This is a genomic window from Nesterenkonia aerolata, assembly GCF_031470965.1.
In the GTDB taxonomy this organism is placed as follows: domain Bacteria; phylum Actinomycetota; class Actinomycetes; order Actinomycetales; family Micrococcaceae; genus Nesterenkonia; species Nesterenkonia aerolata.
The window spans coordinates 24,296-44,962 of sequence record NZ_JAVKGR010000019.1; the positions used below are offsets into that span (position 1 = coordinate 24,296).

At 67.0% G+C, this 20,667-nt stretch carries 16 protein-coding genes; 10 read left to right on the top strand and 6 right to left on the bottom strand.

Features of this window, described 5'->3' with window-relative positions:
- Positions 1–163 precede the first annotated feature (163 nt).
- The 7 genes from sufD (at position 164) to RIL96_RS11815 (ending at position 13,897) form a co-directional block, all read left to right on the top strand.
- The gene (sufD, locus tag RIL96_RS11785) at positions 164–1,459 is read left to right on the top strand and encodes a Fe-S cluster assembly protein SufD (protein WP_310549218.1); all 1,296 of its coding nucleotides are present in this window, start codon (positions 164–166) and stop codon (positions 1,457–1,459) included.
- Between the two features lie 93 nt (positions 1,460–1,552).
- On the top strand, positions 1,553–2,314 hold the full coding sequence (gene sufC, locus RIL96_RS11790; protein ID WP_310549219.1) for a Fe-S cluster assembly ATPase SufC: 762 nt from the start codon (positions 1,553–1,555) through the stop codon (positions 2,312–2,314).
- A gap of 79 nt (positions 2,315–2,393) precedes the next feature.
- Entirely contained in the window at positions 2,394–2,726 is a 333-nt protein-coding gene (locus tag RIL96_RS11795; protein WP_310549220.1) for a metal-sulfur cluster assembly factor, read from the top strand.
- 276 nt (positions 2,727–3,002) lie between these two features.
- Positions 3,003–6,236, top strand: a complete 3,234-nt coding sequence (locus RIL96_RS11800; protein WP_310549221.1) for a LuxR C-terminal-related transcriptional regulator — start codon at positions 3,003–3,005, stop codon at positions 6,234–6,236.
- A 115-nt stretch (positions 6,237–6,351) separates the two neighbouring features.
- Entirely contained in the window at positions 6,352–7,950 is a 1,599-nt protein-coding gene (locus tag RIL96_RS11805) for an ABC-F family ATP-binding cassette domain-containing protein (protein WP_310549222.1), read from the top strand.
- A gap of 218 nt (positions 7,951–8,168) precedes the next feature.
- Positions 8,169–12,323, top strand: a complete 4,155-nt coding sequence (locus RIL96_RS11810; protein ID WP_310549223.1) for a Pls/PosA family non-ribosomal peptide synthetase — start codon at positions 8,169–8,171, stop codon at positions 12,321–12,323.
- Positions 12,320–13,897: a heparan-alpha-glucosaminide N-acetyltransferase domain-containing protein gene (locus RIL96_RS11815; protein WP_310549224.1), complete on the top strand. Its 1,578-nt coding sequence runs from the start codon at positions 12,320–12,322 to the stop codon at positions 13,895–13,897. The genes RIL96_RS11810 and RIL96_RS11815 overlap by 4 nt, the downstream gene beginning before the upstream one ends.
- Here RIL96_RS11815 and RIL96_RS11820 read toward each other — a convergent pair.
- The 3 genes from RIL96_RS11820 to fabG form a co-directional block, all read right to left on the bottom strand.
- Entirely contained in the window at positions 13,858–14,544 is a 687-nt protein-coding gene (locus tag RIL96_RS11820) for a 4'-phosphopantetheinyl transferase family protein (RefSeq protein ID WP_310549225.1), read from the bottom strand. The genes RIL96_RS11815 and RIL96_RS11820 overlap by 40 nt on opposite strands.
- A gap of 17 nt (positions 14,545–14,561) precedes the next feature.
- Positions 14,562–15,338, bottom strand: coding sequence for an SDR family oxidoreductase (locus tag RIL96_RS11825; protein WP_310549226.1), 777 nt, complete (start codon positions 15,336–15,338; stop codon positions 14,562–14,564).
- Between the two features lie 105 nt (positions 15,339–15,443).
- A complete protein-coding gene (fabG, locus tag RIL96_RS11830) occupies positions 15,444–16,151 on the bottom strand; it encodes a 3-oxoacyl-ACP reductase FabG (protein WP_310549227.1) in 708 nt (235 codons plus the stop codon).
- Between the two features lie 189 nt (positions 16,152–16,340).
- Here fabG and RIL96_RS11835 point away from each other — a divergent pair, with 189 nt between their 5' ends.
- The 3 genes from RIL96_RS11835 to RIL96_RS11845 are packed head-to-tail and all read left to right on the top strand — an operon-like array spanning position 16,341 to position 18,204.
- A complete protein-coding gene (locus RIL96_RS11835; RefSeq protein ID WP_310549228.1) occupies positions 16,341–16,820 on the top strand; it encodes a DUF3099 domain-containing protein in 480 nt (159 codons plus the stop codon).
- 5 nt (positions 16,821–16,825) lie between these two features.
- Positions 16,826–17,230 (top strand): hypothetical protein, encoded by a 405-nt coding sequence (locus RIL96_RS11840; protein ID WP_310549229.1) that lies wholly within the window; start codon positions 16,826–16,828, stop codon positions 17,228–17,230.
- Positions 17,227–18,204, top strand: a complete 978-nt coding sequence (locus RIL96_RS11845) for an SURF1 family cytochrome oxidase biogenesis protein (protein WP_310549230.1) — start codon at positions 17,227–17,229, stop codon at positions 18,202–18,204. Before RIL96_RS11840 ends, RIL96_RS11845 begins: the two co-directional genes overlap by 4 nt.
- Here the strand turns inward: RIL96_RS11845 and RIL96_RS11850 are convergent.
- The 3 genes from RIL96_RS11850 to RIL96_RS11860 all read right to left on the bottom strand — a co-directional run bounded on the left by RIL96_RS11850 (position 18,180) and on the right by RIL96_RS11860 (position 20,462).
- The gene (locus RIL96_RS11850) at positions 18,180–18,806 is read right to left on the bottom strand and encodes a hypothetical protein (protein ID WP_310549231.1); all 627 of its coding nucleotides are present in this window, start codon (positions 18,804–18,806) and stop codon (positions 18,180–18,182) included. The two genes, RIL96_RS11845 and RIL96_RS11850, sit on opposite strands and share 25 nt — an antisense overlap.
- A gap of 142 nt (positions 18,807–18,948) precedes the next feature.
- Entirely contained in the window at positions 18,949–20,037 is a 1,089-nt protein-coding gene (locus tag RIL96_RS11855) for a M56 family metallopeptidase (protein ID WP_310549232.1), read from the bottom strand.
- A gap of 80 nt (positions 20,038–20,117) precedes the next feature.
- Complete coding sequence (locus tag RIL96_RS11860) at positions 20,118–20,462, bottom strand: BlaI/MecI/CopY family transcriptional regulator (RefSeq protein WP_310549233.1); 345 nt, start codon at positions 20,460–20,462, stop codon at positions 20,118–20,120.
- Positions 20,463–20,667 lie beyond the last annotated feature (205 nt).

Here is a 20,667-nt window from a genome sequence, read left to right on the forward strand (position 1 = left end):
GCGCACCACGTCTGAGCCTGGCCGGCGCCGTCAGTCTCCATAGGTCAGCACTGTTTCCATAGGCCAGCACTGTTTCCATAGGCCAGCACTGTTTCCATGGGCCAGCACTGTTTCCATAGGCCAGCACTGTCGAATGACTACGAACAGGGAAGAGAACATCACGATGACCGATACTCCGTCCACGGAGGAAGTCGCCGGGGTCGAGGTGGGCGAGAGCCGCATCTCCATCCCCGGGTTCACAGAAGAGGGCGAGAACCTCGCGGCCGAGATGAACACCGCGGCCGAGCACAGCCACGGAGGTCTCGGAGAGAGCGGGGAGCTCACCGCCGGAGCCGGCTCACGGGCGAACCGGCACACCGGATTCGACCTCGCCGGTTTCCCCGAGCCCACCGGCACGGAGGAGGAGTGGCGGTTCACTCCGCTGAAGAAGCTCAGCGCAGCGCTCAGTGATGAGCCCACCGACAGTGCAGACGGTGAGCCGGTGGCCTACCAGGTCTCCGAGGGCGTGGAGGGCCTGGAGGTCTCGACGCTCGCCGATGGCCAGGCGCCCCGGGGCACAGTCCTGCAGCCGGCCGACCGTGCCGCAGCAGTGGCCTACCGACACGTCGACGAGGCCCTGCACCTGAAGGTGGCCCAGGGTGTGGAGCTCTCGGAGCCGGTGCGCATCGACATCACCGGCACCCGCGCCGGTGCTCGGGTGAACAGCCACATCGTGCTGGAGGCTGAGCCGAACGCTCGCGCGGTGTTCGTCATCGAGCACCGAGGATCCGCGGCGTTCAACGGCAACGTGGAGACGAAGGTCGCCGACGGCGCCTCGGTGAGCGTGATCTCGCTGCAGCGCTGGGACGACGACGCCGTCCACCTGGGCCAGCACGACGCCGAAGTCGGCAAGGACGCCAGCTATAAGCACATCAGCGTGTCCCTCGGCGGTGAGGTGGTGCGGCTGAACACCAACTTCCGCTACGCCGCTGAGGGTGCTGAGGCCGAGATGTATGGCCTGTACTTCGCCGACTCCGGCCAGCACATCGAGCACCGCACCTTCGTTGACCACAACGCCCCGCGCAACACCTCGAACGTGCTGTACAAGGGCGCCCTCCAGGGAGAGACGGCTCGCACGGTGTGGGTCGGTGATGTGCTGATCCGCAAGGAGGCAGAGGGCACCGACTCCTATGAGAAGAACCAGAACCTGGTGCTCACCGACGGCGCGCGGGCCGACTCCGTGCCGAACCTGGAGATCGAGACCGGCCTCATCGAAGGCGCCGGCCACGCCTCATCCACGGGCCGGTTTGACGAGAACCACCTCTTCTATCTCATGGCTCGTGGCATCCCCGAGAAGCAGGCCCGCCAGCTGGTGGTCCGTGGCTTCCTCAATGAGATCGTCCAGAAGATCGCAGTGGAGTCCATCGAGGACTCGCTCACCGAGGCGCTGGAGGCCGAGCTGGAGATCTCCGGCCACTGAGCCGCCGCCCCGAGCAGCCCACAGACGCGCCGAGAAGCCGGCGCAGACGCTACGCATCAGCACTTCGCCATCAGCAAAGGATTCGACACAGACATGTCTACGCTTGAGATCAAGGACCTGCACGCGCAGATCGAGACCGAGAACGGCCCCAAGGAGATCCTCAAGGGCGTCTCACTGACCATCAACTCCGGTGAGATCCACGCCATCATGGGTCCCAACGGCTCCGGAAAGTCCACACTGGCCTCCACCATCGCCGGACATCCCGCCTACGAGGTGACCTCCGGGTCCATCACCCTCGACGGTGAGGACGTGCTGGAGATGGAGGTCGACGAGCGGGCCCGCGCCGGGCTCTTCCTGGCCATGCAGTACCCCGTCGAGGTACCGGGAGTGACCATGACGAACTTCCTGCGCACCGCCAAGACCGCCATCGACGGTGAGGCGCCGAAGCTGCGCACCTGGACCAAGGAGGTCCGGGAAGCCATGGAGAAGCTGAAGATCGACGCGGAGTTCGCCAACCGCAACGTCAACGAGGGCTTCTCCGGCGGTGAGAAGAAGCGCGTGGAGATCCTGCAGATGGAGCTCTTCAAGCCGAAGGTCGCCGTCCTTGACGAGACGGACTCCGGCCTGGACATCGATGCGCTGCGCGTGGTCTCCGAGGGTGTCAACCGTGCCCATGAGGCCAACGGAATGGGCACTCTGCTCATCACTCATTACACGCGCATCCTCAACTACATCAAGCCCGATGTGGTGCACGTCTTCGTCGACGGTCAGGTGGCCGAGCAGGGCGGTCCCGAGCTGGCTGACGAGCTCGAGGCCGACGGCTACGATCGTTTCCTGAACGCGGTGCGCGCCTGAGCCGGCCGCTGCCACCGGCTGCGGGCATATCCGCGGCCGATGTGCTGTTGTGCCGAGCAGGCAGGAAGGAGAGTCACTGATGACCGATGCGACCACGGCGGAGCAGACTCCGCTCGAAGACATCGAAGAGGCCCTCAAAGACGTGATCGACCCTGAGCTGGGGATCAATATCGTCGATCTCGGGCTGCTCTACGGGCTGAACTATTCCGAGGACGGGGCGCTCATCATCGATATGACGCTCACCACGGCAGCCTGCCCGCTGACTGACGTGCTCGAGGACCAGGTCGGCCAGCAGGTCGGGACCATGGTCGATGAGTGGCGTCTGAACTGGGTCTGGATGCCGCCCTGGGGGCCGGAGAAGATCACCGAGGACGGCCGCGAACAGATGCGAGCCCTCGGCTTCAACATCTGAGGTCCCTGACCGACGTTCATAGATCGAGCCTCGTCTCGGTCACCGGGGTCTCCCCCCGCCATCGCTAAGAGGTCCGGAAGCCTGTGTCAGGCTTCCGGACCTCTCCTGTGCCGCGTGCTGCCCACACCTACTGACCGGTACGTGTCAGGCTGAGGAAATACCTGTTACACTTTGTCATGAATGCAACTCTCCTCTCGGATGAAGGCTGTTGAGTGATGGACGCTTCTCATAAGTCGTCAAAATGTCTCTGGTTCGTCAGCTGAGGAGTTGTATCGGATGCCCTCTCGAGATGCGCTCATCGCTCGTGATGGCCTAGTGGCCTCTCTGCGACGCACCGCCGAGGAAGTCTCCGCGCGCCGCACACCACAGTGGGTGCTCCTGGAAGGTGCCATGGGAGTGGGCAAGACGGCGCTGCTGAATCAGATCGGCGGCGAGCTCGACTCTTGGCTGAGGTCCGGGATCTACCTGCAGGAACCCGACCAGTTCACCAAGGGCTTCCTCCTGACGGAGTTCTTCCGGCTCGACGGCGGCAGCCCTCCGGCGATGTCGGATGAGACGGAGTTCGTCGAGCAGCTGCTTCAGTGCCTCCGTCAGGCGCAGCGCCCCGCGGTCATCCTCATCGACGATCTCCACTGGGCCGATCCGTTCTCAGTGGAGATCCTCTTCCGTGCCATACGCAGCATCCAGAGCGGAGCGGTGCTCGGAATCGCCACGATGCAGGGCCGAAGCCGACCGGACCTGCGCAGGATGAGGCAGTTCCTCGACACGTCACTGGCCGGTCAGGTCTACCGGGTGAAGGCTCTGAGCGGAAAGGAGATCCAGCAGCACCTTCAGGGCCGGCTCGGGATCCCGGTGGAATACGCCATCGCTGAGATCATCCGTGAGGCCACCGACGGGCTGCCGCATTTCGTCTCCTTCGTCAGCGATCAGCTCACCCGCCACCCCGGAAGCTGGGGGAACCGGCTCTCCGATGCCTTGGGTGCCTTAGTCTCCCACTATGGTCCCGGTGCTGCCCATACGGAGTCTCTGCGTCAGATGCTGACGAGGTTCTCCCCTCAGGTGCGCGACGCGGTGGCGCTGGCGGTCAAGGCCCGTCAGCCTGTGTCTGTCGAACAGATCCGTGAGGCGCTGGGCCACGGAGAGCTTGAGGTGGAGGAGCTGCTGGACACTGGGCTTCTCGAATGGCACTCCGAATCAGGGCGGCTCAGCCTGGAGTACCCCGTCACGACGACTGCGGCGGCGACCTCGGCGCCGTCAGTGCTGTCCGGTGACCCACAGATCTCTGACTCACAGGTCTCGGGGACGGAGGTTTCTGGCCCGCACTTCCCCGGGGCGCCGGCGTCTGAGGGCCCTGAGGTCACCTCCGATATCAGGCGCGGCGTATGGGGCGGCAGCGCATCGATCTGGTCCCACACCCACGACCATCGCCTAGCACTGGGTACGCAGAACCCTTCACTGGTGGCCGAGGAACTGATGCACGGCGCCCAGCAGTATCTGCGCGAGGCAGACCCGGACCGGGCGCTGGCTCTGGCCCGGACGGCCTGCCACGTGAACCCGACCACTGAGCTGGCTGAGCAGTTCGCCTACCTGGCGCTATCGGTGCGGAACACGCCGATGATCCGGAGCCTCTCGGTGCTGCTGCCGCATCTGCGTGATGGCCTGCTCCGGCAGGCTGTCCGTGTGCACCAGGCGATGGCGATCGGAGACCTTAAAGGCGCGCGGGACATCCTGGCAGCGACTGAGGGTGCGGAGCAGGCCACGCCGAAGGCTCTGCTGGTCTTCGCCGAGGTGACCTCCGCAGTGGCGGCGGCGTATTCGATGTGCGGCATCGGCGACGACCTCTGCGATGTCCTCCGACCCGTGATCCAGGCGTTGGACTGTTCAGCGCAACGGTTACCTCACCCTGCCGGAGACGGTGAGGAGAGCACTGCGAAAGCCGAGTCCGCTCCGGACGACCGCCCGAACCAGGCGGGCGCTGCTGCCTGCTGTATCGACAGTCCCGTAGCACTGGCGCGCGACGGGCTCTTCCTGCGCAGCCTGCTGCAGATGTGGGATCTGCTCAGCCGTGTCGAGTCCAGAGACTTCGGCCAGACCCAGCAAGACCTGGACGACCTCATCCACGGGCTGCTCGGTATCCCGGGCAGCGACTACCCCCGGGCCATCATGCTGAACATGAAGAGCGTCGCCCTGTGCCGCGCGGGGGATCTGGCCAGCGGCTATCGCCTCGCCGAGGAGGTCCTTCGGCTTCCGCTACCTGCAGGTGCGGGAGTGTTCACTGCCTCGCGTGTGTGGATGGTCTACGCACTCTTCCACGCTGGCCGATGGGATGAGGCCCGCGATATGGCGCTGACAGCGGCCTCGAACAGCCTCACCCTCGGCCATGAACTCGACCTCCAGCTGCGTCACGCGGTGAACCTGGTGCCCGCCGCACGGGGCGAGGTCGTGGAGGACTCCGCCTGGTGTGCTGTTCCCGCCGAACCGGCTGAACCGGCTGAATCCGCTGAGGGTGCCCGGTGCCCGGAGTCGTTCCGGCTCTCGGAGGTCTCTCGCGCCTACGCTCAGGCGTGGTCGGCTATCGCTGAGGACGATCATGACCAGACGGCAGCGCTGCTGCTGAGAGTTCGGGGAGGCGGCGACCGGTGGACCGGTGGGATCTGGAGCACAATCCTGCTCGGGCGCGCCTATCTCTACAGTGGCCGGGGCTACCTCATCGGACCGCTGCTGGAGGAGGTGGCGCAGGACTCCAAGAGCCCTGAGTGGGTGACCCAGTGTGTCACTGAGGCGCTGCGCGGCCTGTGGTCACGAGCCTCCGGCGAGCTCCACCGGAGTTTCGCCTCCCTGCGCAGGGCATGGACGATGCTTGTGCCTACATCCACACCTGACGTCGGCGCCGACAGCGCTGGCGAGGCTGAGGGCGCCGCGGCTGCGGACAACGCTCCTGATGAACAGGACCGGAACTGGCCGCATCGGATCTACGCCGCCCTGATCGGCGTGGAGATGGCGCGGCTGGTCCTCTCCGGGGACTTCTCCGGTGATCCGCAGGATCGTGCCATCGCCGAATACGCCGCAGGCTGGGCTGCTTCGCTGTTCCATCTGTGCGGAGCGCAGCTGCTCTTCCGCCAGGCAGATGAACTCGCCCAGCGGCTCGCCCGCCCGACGGCGGCCCACCGGCGTCGACCGCAGTCGGCAGCACCGGGCACCCCTGGGACATCGGGTATCCCTGGGACACTGGGCGCGCTGGGTGCCGCGAGGGCCGGGCCTCCCGAGCCCGGCGGGCATCTTGTCGGCGTCCCCAGCGAACTTGCGGCCTCAGATGATGAGTCATTGACGGTACTGACTCCGAGGGAGAGGCAGATCGCCCTGCTGCTCCATCGCGGTGACAGTAACCGGGAGATCGCCGCTGAGCTGACGGTCTCGGTCCGCACCGTCGAATTCCACGTCGCCAACATCCTCTCCAAACTGCATCTGTCCTCCCGGCACGATCTGCGCGGCCGGTTTCGGCAGGGCTGAGAGCCGATGCCTCGGCAGCGCGTTCGGGCTGCCGAGGCCGGGCGGGTAGACTCATGGGCTGATCAACCCCGGGATACCGGGATGCCCCCGAGGCCCGGAAAGGCACGGCCCCACTGTGATCAGCGTTTCTGCCCTTGAGCTGCGCATCGGCGCGCGACTGCTCATGGACGAGGTGAGCTTCCGCGTAGACGCCGGCGATAAGATCGGTCTCGTCGGCCGCAACGGCGCCGGGAAGACGACGATGACCAAGATCCTCGCCGGCTACGGTCAGCCCACCGCCGGACATATCGAACGTACCGGTGCCATCGGCTACCTGCCTCAGGATCCGCGCGTCGAGGACATGACCCAACTGGCGCGCGATCGGATCCTCTCTGCCCGCGGACTCGATGACGTCATCACCAAGATGCGCACCGCCGAGGACGAGATGACCTCAGCAGACGACGCCGTCCGTGACCGGGCGATGCGGCGCTACTCCACCCTAGAGGCCCGCTTCCAGGCCAACGGCGGATACGCCGCCGAATCCGAGGCTGCCACCATCTGCGCCAACCTGGACCTTCCCGAACGGATCCTCGCCCAGCCGCTGGAGACGCTCTCCGGTGGTCAGCGGCGCCGCGTCGAGTTGGCTCGGATCCTGTTCTCCGATGCTCAGACACTGCTGCTCGACGAGCCCACCAACCACCTCGACCAAGACTCGATCGTATGGCTGCGGGACTACCTGCAACACTTCTCCGGCGGCTTCATCGTCATCTCCCACGACGTCGAGCTGGTGGAACGCACGGTCAACAAGGTGCTCTATCTGGACGCCAATCGGCAGTGCGTCGACGTCTACAACATGGGCTGGAAGCAGTATCTGGCCCAGCGCGATCAGGACGAAGCGCGGCGCCGTCGTGAGTACGCCAACGCGGAGAAGAAGGCCTCCGCGTTACGGGCCCAGGCAGAGAAGATGCGGGCTAAGGCCACGAAGGCCGTCGCTGCACAGAACATGCTCAAACGCGCGGACCGGATGATGCGCGGGTTGGAGGGGGAGCGGCAGACGGACCGGGTCGCCAACATCCGCTTCCCGGAGCCGGCACCGTGCGGAAAGACACCTCTGACAGCTCAGGGGCTCTCCAAGTCCTACGGCTCTCTGGAGATCTTCCGGGGCGTGGACTTGGCCGTGGACCGTGGCTCGCGCGTCGTCGTGTTGGGATACAACGGTGCAGGGAAGACGACGCTGCTGCGGATGCTGGCCGGCGTCGGCGAACCGGACTCCGGGCAGGTGCATGCCGGCCACGGCCTGAAGCTGGGTTACTACGCCCAGGAGCATGACACGCTGGACACCAGCCGCTCCGTGCTGGCGAACATGAAGTCCGCCGCCCCCGACCTCAGTGACACCGACCAGCGCAAAATCCTCGGCTCCTTCCTGTTCTCCGGCGACGACGTCGACAAGCCCGCCGCAGTGCTCTCCGGCGGAGAGAAGACTCGCTTGGCCCTGGCGACTCTGGTGGCCTCCAGCGCGAACGTGCTGCTGCTCGACGAGCCGACCAACAACCTCGACCCCGCCTCTCGTGAGGAGATCCTGTCCGCGCTGCGCACCTACCAGGGCGCGGTCGTGCTGGTGACCCATGACGAGGGGGCCGTCGAGGCCCTGGACCCTGAGCGCGTGGTTCTGCTGCCCGACGGCGTCGAAGACCTCTACACGGCCGAATACCAGGATCTGGTCACCCTGGCCTGAACCCAGCGGGCCTTGAGGGCTCAGCCGTCTGCTCACGGCGGCTCATCCCAGTACGGGGATCTACGGGGGAGCCCACCAGGATCTACGGGGATCTGCCCGTAGTTGCCGCGGGGATCGCCCGCACCACAGTTACCCCGCACCCCTGCGCCTTCCTACCATTCGATTCGCATCGCCATGACTGGCGATCGCGTCTCGACCCAGGGAGTATGCAGCCTCAGATGAGTAGTGACCTCAGATCCTCCGCGCCTGACCACCCGGAACTGGCCATCTTCGGCACTGCGGAGCCGCCGGAGCGACGAACCCTGGTGGATATCCTGCAGGCGACGATCGAGGAACACCGTGACGTCCTCGCCATCGATGCCGACGCGGCCCCGGCAGAACCCAGCGCAGCCTCCAGCGCTGTTGCCGGGCAGTCAGGGGGTTCAACCGTTGACACCGTGACCTACGGTGAGTTAGAGGAGCTCATCGAAGAGCATGTGCAACGGTTGTGGGACCTGGGGATCGGCCGTGGTGACCGGGTCGGTGTGCGGGTGCCCTCCGGCACGGTCGATCTCTACGTCGCGGTGCTGGCCACGCTGTTCGCGGGTGCGGCCTATGTGCCGGTGGACTGGGACGATCCCGATTCCCGGGCCGAGACGGTCTGGGCCGAAGCTGGAGCCGCCGCCGTCTTCGGAGAGAGCCTTCAGCTCACCGTCCGTGACGGGGTGGAACCCGGCGGAGACCTCAGCACCCCCGGTACGGCCGACGACGCGTGGATCATCTTCACCTCCGGCTCGACGGGGACGCCGAAGGGCGTGGCCATCACCCACCGCTCGGCAGCGGCGTTGGTGGACGCTGAAGCCGATCTGTATCTCACACGGCGGCCGCCGGGCCCCGGCGACCGTGTGATGGCCGGGCTTTCTGTGGCATTCGACGCCTCCTGCGAAGAGATGTGGCTGGCCTGGCGCTATGGCGCCACACTCATCCCGGCGCCGCGGGATGTGGTGCGTTCCGGCCCGGAGCTGGGCCGATGGATCGTGGACCACGCGATCACCGTGGTCTCCACAGTTCCCACGCTGGCCTCACTGTGGCCGGCCCAGGCGCTGGAATCGGTGCGGCTGCTGATCTTCGGCGGGGAGGCCTGTCCACAGGAGCTCGCTGCCCGGCTGGTCCGTCCGGGGAGAGAGGTGTGGAACACCTACGGGCCCACTGAGACCACGGTGATCGCCACCGGCCACCTGCTCACATCCGATCCGCCGGTCCGCATCGGCCGCCCGGTCCGTGGATGGGCCCTGGCCGTGGTGGACGGTGACGGAGCACCGGTGCGCTGGGGAGAGACCGGTGAGCTCGTCATCGGCGGTGTGGGCCTGGGCCGCTATCTGGATGCGCAGAAGGACCGGGAGAAATACGCGCCGCTGCCCAGTCTGGGATGGGATCGGGCCTACCGCACCGGAGATATGGTCCGCGCTGAACCGGAGGGCCTGATCTTCGGCGGCCGGGCCGATGACCAGATCAAACTCGGCGGTCGACGTCTGGAACTCGGTGAGATCGACGACCACCTCACCCAGATGCCCGGTGTCAGAGTCGGGGCGGCGGCCCTGCACCGCACCGCAGGGGACTCCGAGGTCCTCGTCGGCTATCTGGTCGCCGAGGAGGGGGCCGAGCTCGATATCGACGCGATCCGCTCGCAGATGCGCACCCGGCTGCCCGGAGGCATCACACCGGTGCTCCACGAACTGGAGAAGATGCCGCTGAAGACCTCCGGCAAAGTCGACCGGGGCGCGCTGCCCTGGCCGTTGTCGACGGGATCTGCACCGACAACGGGACTCGATCCTGAGCTGCAGTGGTTGGCGGAGCTGTGGGCCGATCAGCTCGGACCCCTGCCGCTGGAGGAAGACAGCGATTTCTTCGCCCTCGGCGGAGGGTCCGTGGCACTGGCTCGGTTAGTCGCGGAGATCCGCCGCAGTCGCCCGAGCGCAGAGATCGGAAAGCTCTATGCCCATCCAAGCCTGCGGGCCATGCATGATTACCTTGCCACCTTGCCGGAGATCTCCGAGCATCGGCCCTCACCACGGCCAGTGCCGCGCCGCGCCGGTGTGGTGCAGACCGGCTTCGTCGCCCTGCTCTATATGCTCAACGGCATCCGCTATGTCACCGGCGCGCTCATGGTGGTGTGGATCCTCTCCGTGGTCTTCGACGCCGGATGGGTGCCGCAGCCGCCCCTGCTGCCGCTGATCGTGGCATGGCTGCTGGTCGTCTCGCTGCCCGGGCGTCTTCTGGTGGCGGCGGCCGGTGCCCGGCTGCTGACCTGGCGGCTGACCCCTGGGCACTACCTCAGAGGAGGCCGTGAGCATCTCAGGCTCTGGGCTGCGGAGCGTCTGATTCAGCATCAGCGCCTGGAGGTGCTCTTCGGCACGCCTCTGGCGCCGATGATGCACCGGATGTTCGGCAACCGTGTCGGGACAGGGTCCGTGCTCTATCAGGCCCCGGCGGTCACCGGCCTGGTGGATATCGGCGATCACGTCTCGGTGGAGCATGAGGTCGACCTCGCCGGTCATTGGATCGATGGCGACACCGTGCACATCGGTCAGGTGTCGGTGGCCGACGGCGCGCGGGTGGGCACGCGCAGCATCGCCTCCCCGGACGCGCGTATCGGGGTGGGGGCCGAGGTGCTTCCCGGCTCCCACATCGACGGCGAGGTGCCCGATGGGCAGGTCTGGGGCGGATCGCCGATGTGTCATCGTGGAGCCGCCGGTGAGTCCTGGCCGGCGGGTCATCCCGGGCAGAGCCCCGAGCTCTCCGTCTGGGGCCGTCTGCGAAGTGTGCTGACCTACTCCGTCAGCGTCCTGCTGATCGGGGCGCTGCCGGTGATCGCTGTGGCGCCGGCGGTGGGGATGATCCTTCCGCAGGTGATCACGATGCAGGCCTACGAGGACGTCTTCGCGGTGCTGGCGGTGTGGGCTCCGCTGTTCGTCGTGCTCACCGCACTGACCTGGCTGCTGCTGGTCATCGCCGTGGTGCGCCTGGTGGCGGCGATGATGCCGCCCGGGTACTTCTCCCAGCACGGCAGCCAAGCGTGGGCGGCCTGGCTGACCCATACTCTGCTGCAGCGCACACTGATCTCCACCTATCCCGTCTACTCCTCGGTGATCACACCGGTGTTCCTGCGGATGCTGGGGGCCTCGGTGGGCCGCGGGGCGGAGATCTCCACAGTGGAGACCATTCCGCATCTGACCCGGCTGGAACGCGATTCCTTCGTCGCCGATCACGCGATGATCAATATGCCGCGGATGCGCGGCGGGTGGCTGCACCTGGGGACCACGGTGATCGGTGCGGGCAGTTTCGTCGGGAACTCCGCGATCGTGGGCCCGGACCGGGATCTGCCGGCTGATTCCCTGGTCGCGGTGTTGGCCTCCACTCCGCACCAGGCGCCCAAGAGCACCTCGTGGTTGGGCAACCGCGCCGAGTCGATCCCGCGGGTGAAGGTCGAAGCGGACCAGACGGGCACCTACCGTCCCAGCCGGCGGCTGCGTGCCGCACGCATCGCCGTGGAGTCTCTGCGCATCCTCCCGGCAGTCATCACCGCATGGTTGGACCTGATGGTGGTCTATGTGCTGACCATGATCTACCTTTCCGCCGGCAGCCCCGCTGAAGGGGTCCTTCTGGCCACGCTCTGGTCTGGTCCGGTGGTGCTGGGTGCCGGTGTACTCGCCAGCCTGGTTCCTGTGGCCATGAAATGGGCCATGCTCGGCGTCTTCCGGCGCACCGAACACCCGCTGTTCAGCACTTTCGTCTGGCGCAGCGAACTGGCCGACACCTTCGCCGAATCACTGGCGGTGCCGAGTCTGGTGCGGATGAGCATCGGCTCCCCGCTGTTCGTGTTCTGGGCACGGCTGATGGGTGCCCGTATCGGACGCGGCGTCTGGTGTGAGACCTGGTGGCTGCCCGAGTTCGATCTGATCACCCTGCATGATGCGGTGACCGTCAACCGTGGCACTGTGCTGCAGACGCATCTCTTCCACGATCGGGTCATGGGACTGGAGACGGTGACGATGGACGAGGGATCCACGCTGGGGCCCAACAGTTTCATGCTTCCCGGTTCCTGTGTGCGAGCACGCAGCACAGTGGGTCCCGGCTCACTGGTCCTGCGCGGAGAGATGGTGCCCTCCGACGGCGTCTGGGCCGGCAATCCGGTCGGTCACAGCAGCAGCCAGGGCAGCGGCCAAAGCAGCGGCCAGGGCAGTGCTCCGGGCAGTGTGCCGGGCGAGGGCAACAGCCCCGCAGAGCCCGTGCAGTCCCCAGAGACGCCCCACTCTTCAGAGAGGCCGTCAGCAGAGACAGCGGATCCAGCGGATCAGGGACATGAGCTGGTGAAGGAGGCGACGCAATCATGAGCACCATCAATGACAGCACTGACACGGCGGTGCGGCCGGCTCAGCAGGCGGCCGTGGACACCCCGACGTCCATCGGGGAGTCCACGGTGCAGGACATTCCTGAGGGGCATCTGCCGCCGGGTATCCGTCCGGCCCCGGGTGCCCGCGGACCGCGCCGCATCTGGACCGGGGAGGAGCAGGCTGCCCAGGAGAACGCTGAGGACCCGACCCGCCCGGTGGAGATTGTGGAGCATGCCGGTGGTCAGACGACCGGCGCAGCCGCATCCTGGCCGAGTCGACGTACAGTACGCCGCCGTGCCAGGCAGGGTGGGGCCGTCTATAAGCTCCAGACCCGCGACGGCCGGCGCACTCAGCGCCGAGTGATGGGGATCGATGTGGCCCGCGGGGTGGCACTGTTCGGGATGGTGGCCATCCATACGCTGCCGGCCTGGAGCGAGGCCGCACAGGGCCCCACGGTGACCTGGACCCTCTTCGCCGGGCACTCGGCGGCCCTCTTCGCTGTGCTGGCCGGGCTCAGCCTGGCCCTGCTGACCGGGGGACGGCGAGTTCAGACAGGGCGCCGAGGACTGCGCTCGCGGGTCGGGTTGGTGCTGCGAGCGGTGCTTCTGCTGGTGGCCGGGCTCGCGCTGAACCTGATGTGGTTTCCGGCGTACAACATCCTGCCCTACTACGGGCTGCTCTTCCTGCTGGCAGTGCCGCTGACCCTGATGCGAGCCGGCGGGCTCATCGTCTCTGCGGTGGTGCTGCTGGTGGGATCACCGTTTCTGACCTACCTGGTGGTCCGCTCCACAGGCGCAGAGAGCGTCATCAACCCCAGCCTGGTCGATCTCTTCGCCGATCCGCTCGGCGTCACGGTCAGCCTGCTGCTGACCGGCAGCTATCCGGCAGTGACCTGGATGGCGTTCATCTGTCTGGGCATGGCCCTGGGCCGGCTGCCCCTGCATCGAGAGAGAGTTCAGATCGGGCTTCTCATCAGCGGTGCCGTGCTGGCGGTATCCGCCTACGCCGCCTCAGCGCTGCTGATCTTCCGCCTGGGCGGGATGCAGGAGATCGTCAGCAGGACTCCGGGCGCGACACCGAGCAGCGTCGAGGATGTCATGATCTTCGGACCTGAGCCGACACTGCCGACCACGACGCTGTGGTGGCTGGCCATCGACGGCCCGCACACCAATACGCCGTTCGCTGTGGCGCTCAGTGGCGGAATCGCGCTGGCCGCATTGGGAACTTTGCTCTTGGTGAGTCGGCTGGCGGGCCGGTGGCTGCGACCGGTGGCGGCAGTGGGGTCGATGACGCTGACCTTCTACACTGCGCACCTGGTCTTCCTCTCCTGGGTCGACGTCGAGGCCACCCCGTGGTTCTGGTTCGGAATCCAGATGGCGGTGGCGATCATCGCCGCGATGGCCTGGCAACGGGCCTCGGGGCGCGGGCCCTTGGAACGCCTGCTGAGCCTGCTCTGCGCTGCTCCGGCCCGTCTGATCGTTCCCCGCAGCCAGGCCGAAGCAGCCAGGGCCGACGATGTAGGGTCACCGCCGGGTCAGTCGGACCAGCACACCGCGGCACAGCACCGGTCATGACCGAGCAGGTCACGGAGGTCCAGACTGGTGAGGCGGTACCCGGGAGGATCCACCGGATGCCGAGCGCTGCCCACCAGGTCTAGGGCAGGGTCACGGGCGAGTCCCAGTCCGTCAGCCTTCAGCCGCGCCTCTTTGCGAGTCCAGATCTCCGTGGCTGTGCGGGCCCGCTGACCGGGCAGACGACGCCGCAGCAGCCGCTGTTCTGCGGGGTGGAGCACCTGCTGGAGCTGACGGGCCTGTCGGGGTGTTTGTCGCTGCTCGATGTCGACTCCGATCGGCCGAGGGGCGGCAGCCATCAGGACGGCATCCTCAGCACGTGAGAGCGAGATGGCCAGCTGGGACCCTTCCAGGACAGGCGCCCGGTGTTCGTGCGTCTTCAGCCGCAGTGCTTCCGGGCTTTCCGGGCTGACACCCTCCAAGGCGGCGAGGAAGGCCCGAAGGCACAGATGTGATGCTGTCATGACGGCGGCCCGACGCCGATCACGCAGACGTGCGGCACGGGTCCGGACCGCGCTGTCGGCGCTCTGCTGTCGGCTGGCTGACCAGTCGAGCAGCTCCGGGGTGGGTACCAGCCGCACGCTGATATCGGCCGGGGCGCCGGTGAGGGTGACCGGCGTCCCCGGCAGTGGGTACCGCCGCTGCACCATAGTCAGTCGGTGACGCCTCAGCCCTGCCGCTGGTTCAGGAAGTCCTCGGCCCCGCCGACCAGCTCTAGATGCCCCTGTTCGAGGTCATCACGGCCGACCAGCGCGGCGATCTCGGCGGCGAACTCCTCCACGGAGTACAGCCGCCCTGCCGCTTCCCGGCGCGACTCCAGGGCTCCGGGCTCAGCACGTTCAAGCAGGGTGGCGGTGATGGTGCCCTCGATCATGTCCCCGGAGATGACGGCGAGGGTGATGCCGCGTTCGTCGAGTTCGGGCAGCATCTCCAGCAGGGCGTCCTCGCCGGCACGCTTGGACCGGGCCACCGGCTCGTAGGAGTCCATCGTCGACGTCTGGTGGATGAAGTGAGCCTGGTGGCTGGTGACGAAGATGACCTGGGAACCTGCGGGCATGACCTGCATCGCCGTGCGGAGCATCTGTACCTGGGCGTCGCGGTTCAGCATCAGCGCGTAGTCCTCCCCACGGTCAGACTCCATACCGCCTGAGGCGTTGAGGATCAGCAGGTTCAGCCCGCCGAACTCCTCGATGGCGGCGTCGACCAGTGACTGCGCACCAGCCTGCTCCGTGAGGTCCGCGCCGACGGCAACGGCGCGCCCGCCAGCCTCCTCCACCGTCTTGACGACCTTATTGGCACGGGGAGCCTTCTGCCGGTAGTTGACCACGACCCCGGCGCCGCGGGCACCGAGAAGTGCGGCCGTCGCGGCACCGATCCCGCGGGAGGAGCCGGTGATGATCGCGCCGGCGCCGGCGAGATCCTGCTGTGTCTGACTGTCGGTCATCGCTGGTGTCTCGCCTTTCGGAAGGGTGCTGCGGGGGAGAAACGATCAGGGGGAGGAGACGTATGTACGGAGAAGGTGTCTCTGGAGGACGCCGATCCCAGGGGTTCAGTGCCCCATGCCCAGGCCGCCGTCGACGGGGATCACCGCACCGGAGATATACGCGGCCTCCTCGGAGGAGATCCAGCGCACCACCCGGGCGACCTCCTCGGTCTCGGCAAAGCGACCCGCCGGAATCGAGTCCAGGTACTTCGCCTGGGTGGACTCGTCCAGGGCATCGGTCATATCCGAGCGCACGAACCCGGGAGCCACCACGTTGGCAGTGATGCCCCGGCCGCCGAGCTCGCGGGTCAGGGAACGGGCCATACCGACCAGCCCAGACTTCGAGGCCGCGTAGTTGATCTGCCCCGGGGAACCGTAGAGCCCGACGACGGAGGAGATCAGCACGACTCGTCCGCGCTTGAGCCGCAACATGCCCTTGGACGCGCGCTTGAGCACGCGGAACGCGCCGGTGAGATTGGTGTCGAGCACATCGGTGAAGTCCTCTTCGCTCATGCGCAGCAGCAGGGTGTCGCGGGTGATGCCGGCATTGGCCACCAGCACCTCCACCGGACCGTGGGCTTCCTCCACACGGGTGAAGGCCGCACCCACAGAGGCGGCATCAGTGACATCGGCGGCCACACCCAGCGCACCCTCGGGGGCCTCACCGGTGCGGGTGGTCACGGCGACCTTGTCTCCTGCGGCCAGGAACTCCTCGGCGATGGCGCGGCCGATCCCGCGATTGCCGCCGGTGATCAGTACGCTGCGTCCGCTCATCGTTCTCCCTTAAGTGCTCGTCAGTCATCGTCATGGCACGACTGCGTGTGCTTCGCCTCCCCACACTATGCCAGGGCCCGGGTGACCGTCTCGTCACATGCCGTGTCACCGCAGGCAGCACCCGGGTTCACGTGCATCGTCCCAGGTGAGACGACGGCGTACTCAGATGAGAGGACTAGAATGGTTCGGATGAGCGAACCCGTCCACTCGCTGACCGATGCGCCCGAGCGGCATAGCGCGGAGCAGACACGTCGGATGGTGCGCTATGCGGTGTCCATGGGCATCCGTATCCTCTGTTTCATCCTTGCGGTCGTCCTGCAGAACTGGATGAGCTGGGTGCTGCTCGCTGCGGCGGTGATCCTGCCCTACGTGGCCGTTGTCGCGGCCAACGCCGGGGCGGATCGCTATGCCCGGGGCCGCGATGCCGGCTCGTTCGTGGACCGTGACCCGCTGCTGACATCGGGTTCCCCCTCCGGGGCATCCGGGCCTGCCGCGGAATCGGCGGCCTCATCCGCCTCAGATCAGCAGCCACCCCGTCAATGGTGGGAGGATGAAGAGGACGAGACGCCGTCCGGCACGGAACCGCCCCGGGTGATCCCCGGTGTGCTGGAGTCCACGCTGGACGAGGAGCAACAGCCGGAGGAACACCGCCGGAGGGAAGAAGGCTGACAGCAATGGACCTGCTGCGATCCTTGGAGTCCGAGGAGCCCAGTGCAGGGCCCACGGCACCTCAGTGCTCGCGCAAGGGGTGCCGGGCGGCGGCTGCCTGGCAGATCCTCTGGAACAATCCCAAGATCCACGCTCCGGAGCGTCGTAAGGTCTGGCTCGCCTGTGAGGAGCATCGTCAATGGCTCGAGCATTTCCTCCGCCAGCGCCTGTTCTGGCGCTCCACCGAGCCGATGGTTGAGGCTACACAGGCCGAAGGCACACAGCCAGACGGCCCCAGGGCCGAAGGTGCACAGACAGAAGGTGCACAGACAGAAGGCAACAGCGCAGAGGATGACCGCCCAGGGGGCAGCCGGGCAGAGGGCGCAGAGACCGGGCTGACGGGTGATGCCGGAAAGGCGGACCCTCGGTGAGCCGCTACCGTTTCCTGCTGACTCCCACCTGGCTCGGGTGGCTCGCCCTATGTGTGCTCTTCGCAGTGGCCTGCGCCTTCCTCGCCCAGTGGCAGATCGATCGACGCGAGCAGGCCCTGGAGGAGATCAACCGGGTGGTCTCCAACTATGACGAGGACCCCGTGCCCTACGCGGAGGTGCGCGATCTCTACGACTCGCCCTCGGCCGCCGACGAGTGGACGGTGACCACGGTGACCGGCGAGTATCTCGCTGACGACACCAAACTGGTGCGCAATCGTGCCCACGCCGGCTCGATCGGTTACGAGCAGCTGGTGCCCTTCGCCGTCTCCGGCAGTGAGGACATCGTCGTGGTCAGCCGCGGATGGCTGCCCACGGACTCGGCCGACGGCTCCTTGCCCGCCTATATGCCCCAGCCGCCCGAGGGTGAGGTGGAACTGATCATGCGGCTGAAACCGGCTGAACCGGCGATCGACCGGGACGCCCCGGAGGGCCAGCTAGCCTCAGTGGACACCGCCGAGTACTCCGCTGAGATCGGGGAGGACCTCATGCCGGGAGCCTACGGGCTGATGTCCTCAGAAGATCCCGCACCTGAGCAGGCCCCGCAGCAGCTGACTCGTCCGGAGCTCGACGAAGGACCCCATCTCTCCTATTCCATGCAGTGGTACGCCTTCGGCCTGCTCGGCTTCCTCGGGTGGGGATACGCCGCCCGGATCCACGCCCGTGACCAAGACCTGGCCGAGGCGGAGGACACGCAGGGCAGCGAGGAGATCGTCCACCGTGCCGCCGGGGTTTCCACCCAAGACCGGATCCGGGAGGCTCGACGGCGTCGCCGTCTGCGCAGCGGACAGCTCAGCGATGAGGACATCGAGGACGCCTGGAGCGAGGAGCACCTGCGTGAAACCCCAGAGGCGGGTGGGGAGCAACAACCCGGTGATCGGAACCTACGCGATCAGGAACTGCGCGCCACCCGCTGACGGACGCCGCTGACCCGCAGTAGCGGCGGCATAGCGGACACCTCACCTAGGTGTTCCTGAGCCCGCAGCTCTTCGAGAGTATCCAGCGGGATCGGCCAGCTCTGCCAAGGACGGGTCGCATCCGAGAGCTCAGCCCAGATCACACCGCGCTGGTGATGGTGCCGCAGCAGGGCTGAGAGGCCGTCGCTGGCGCGCCGGTAGGGCGAATCCTGCGGCAGGGAGCCGGCATGACGGGCGGCATCCGGTGCCAACCCGCGGATCTCAGCGGCCTCCTCGGCGCTGAGATGTGCTCGCTGGACCGGTTCCCGGCGTCTGCGCCGTGCCGCCGTATACACGGGGATCTCGCAGGGCAATGACGGTTCCGCCTCGGTCGCGTACTGCGCACTGATCTGGCGCAGCCGCTCGGAGGAGACCCCGCAGACCTCGGCCAGATATTTCGCCGGCCACCGCTGCGCCCGCAGCGCGGCGAGGAGATCAGCGAATTCTGCTCCGCGGGTCTCACGGTCCGCACCACGGGCGCGGGCGGTCTGGGCATAGGCCGTATACGCGGCGGCCAGCGCCTCACGGAGCGGTTCCGGCAGCTCAGAGGTCTCTGTACTCATGGTTCCATTGTCCACGGGTCTATCATGCAGGCCTCTCTCTACGGTCCACCGTCCATGTTCCACGGTCCATCGTCCACCGCGGCATTGGAAAGCCGGTGCATACTCTGGCGGCCTGCCCTGACCGCCTGACCTGACCGCCTGCTCAGACCAGCACCAGCAGCAGCGTCGGCACCAGAAGCAGCGCCAGGGCCCCGGTGATGATGCCCGCCCGCTGGGCCCACGGCATCGGCCTCGGAGCCTGCAGCAGGCGGCGCAGCCGCGCGGCAGTGACGTCGAGGTCATCGGAGTGTGCGGTGCTCAGATCATCGCCCGGAGTCTGGCTGCCTGTGTCCTGCCGCTGCGCCGAGTCCAGCGCTCGGCTACGTGATGCTCCAGTGCCGGAACTCAGCGCCAGGGCGCGGATCAATGCCTCGCGGGAATGGTCCCGCAGGGCGCCGTCATCGGCGAGCATCTCAGTGAGCTCGAGCACCGCCTCACGGCCGTATCGGGTGGTCGGCAACCAGGGCAGTGCGCGGTACCAGGCCTCGAAAGCCATGGTGAGCAGATGATGGCGCTGAGCCAGATGCGTGTGCTCATGAGCGACCACGGCCTCGAGGTCCTGCTCGCCCACCGCCTCGATCATGCCGCGAGAGAGCACAGTGACCGAGCGGGCCGCGGTGATCCCCGGAAGACAGTAGGCCAGCGGCGTCTCATGCTCGATGATCAGCGCCCCCGGATGCCTGACTGGCCGAGCCGCGGCGGGCTCTGGACTTCGGTGAGGCTGGTGATCCACGCGCGGGTCAGCGGGATAGCCGGTGTGGTCCGGCCCCGACTGCGCCCGCGGAGAGGAGAGCAGCCGAACGAGATCACGATGCCGCCGCCGCGCGGCCATGGTCCGTACAGAGATGCGCAGCAGAGTCAGCAGCAGGTGCACGGCCAGCAGCAGCGCCGCACAGAGCGAGAAGATATGCCAGGCGGTGACGTGGTGCTGAGCCAACGCACCGCCATCGGCGGTGGACGCCAGGCCGAACACGGTGGAGAGTGCCTCGGGGACGGACTCACCGAAGGGGAGCAGCCCGTAGACCAACGGCGCACCGATCAGCGCGAGCCCCCCGGCGAGGGCGACGGACTGCCACAGCAGCATCGTCGTCCACGGCGACCGGACCCGCCACTGGGCACGGCTGAGCAGCCGGGGCAGCGGAACGGCCAGCACGAACGCCAATACGGCGAGGAACGCGGCGAGCCAGATCACCGGGCCAGTCTACGGGTCCGCACGGTGCGGACCTGTAAGGGTGGTCAGGGTGGGTTCTCGGCGGAAGCGCCACAGCGCACTCAGCCGGTCTGGAGCACGCGGCGCAGCGTCTCAGCCTCGGAGTCGGAGATACCACCGATGAAACGGGCCAGCACAGCCTCGCGGTCTGCGGCCGTGCCCAACACCTCATTGAGCAGCTCGACGGTGTGCTCCTCGCGGGAGGCCGCCGCCGAGTACCGGTGCGGACGCAGTCCGCGGTCCCGCACGACCAGGCCCTTCTTCTCCAGGCGGGAGAGCACAGTGAGCACAGTGGTGACGGCGAGGTCCTCGCCGAGCTGGTGACGCAGCTCGTTGGCGCTCAACGCCTGCGGCTCATCCCAGAGCCGAGACATCACCGAGCGTTCCAGCTCTCCCAGGGTTGCCATATTCAGGGGCACCTTCTCCCGGTCATCCGAAAGTCGTGAAGACAGACATGCACATGTCCTCCGGGACAGAGGGGTGGTGCTGTGCGTGAGCAGCACCCCTCTGTCCCGGACTCATCGATTCTACCGGTGAGGAGCCGGTTTCTACAGCCGGCGACGAGACTCACGGAAGATGCCCGCGAAACGCCTTCGGTGCCTCAACTGAGAA

Bases quoted from the DNA above. Each gene is read 5' to 3' on its own strand.
- RIL96_RS11835 (WP_310549228.1), top strand. From the start codon at position 16,341: ATGAGCGAACCCGTCCACTCGCTGACCGATGCGCCCGAGCGGCATAGC.
- RIL96_RS11840 (WP_310549229.1), top strand. From the start codon at position 16,826: ATGGACCTGCTGCGATCCTTGGAGTCCGAGGAGCCCAGTGCAGGGCCC.
- RIL96_RS11795 (WP_310549220.1), top strand. From the start codon at position 2,394: ATGACCGATGCGACCACGGCGGAGCAGACTCCGCTCGAAGACATCGAA.
- RIL96_RS11860 (WP_310549233.1), bottom strand. From the start codon at position 20,462: ATGGCAACCCTGGGAGAGCTGGAACGCTCGGTGATGTCTCGGCTCTGG.
- sufD (WP_310549218.1), top strand. From the start codon at position 164: ATGACCGATACTCCGTCCACGGAGGAAGTCGCCGGGGTCGAGGTGGGC.
- RIL96_RS11820 (WP_310549225.1), bottom strand. From the start codon at position 14,544: ATGGTGCAGCGGCGGTACCCACTGCCGGGGACGCCGGTCACCCTCACC.
- RIL96_RS11800 (WP_310549221.1), top strand. From the start codon at position 3,003: ATGCCCTCTCGAGATGCGCTCATCGCTCGTGATGGCCTAGTGGCCTCT.
- sufC (WP_310549219.1), top strand. From the start codon at position 1,553: ATGTCTACGCTTGAGATCAAGGACCTGCACGCGCAGATCGAGACCGAG.
- RIL96_RS11815 (WP_310549224.1), top strand. From the start codon at position 12,320: ATGAGCACCATCAATGACAGCACTGACACGGCGGTGCGGCCGGCTCAG.
- RIL96_RS11850 (WP_310549231.1), bottom strand. From the start codon at position 18,806: ATGAGTACAGAGACCTCTGAGCTGCCGGAACCGCTCCGTGAGGCGCTG.
- RIL96_RS11810 (WP_310549223.1), top strand. From the start codon at position 8,169: ATGAGTAGTGACCTCAGATCCTCCGCGCCTGACCACCCGGAACTGGCC.
- RIL96_RS11825 (WP_310549226.1), bottom strand. From the start codon at position 15,338: ATGACCGACAGTCAGACACAGCAGGATCTCGCCGGCGCCGGCGCGATC.
- fabG (WP_310549227.1), bottom strand. From the start codon at position 16,151: ATGAGCGGACGCAGCGTACTGATCACCGGCGGCAATCGCGGGATCGGC.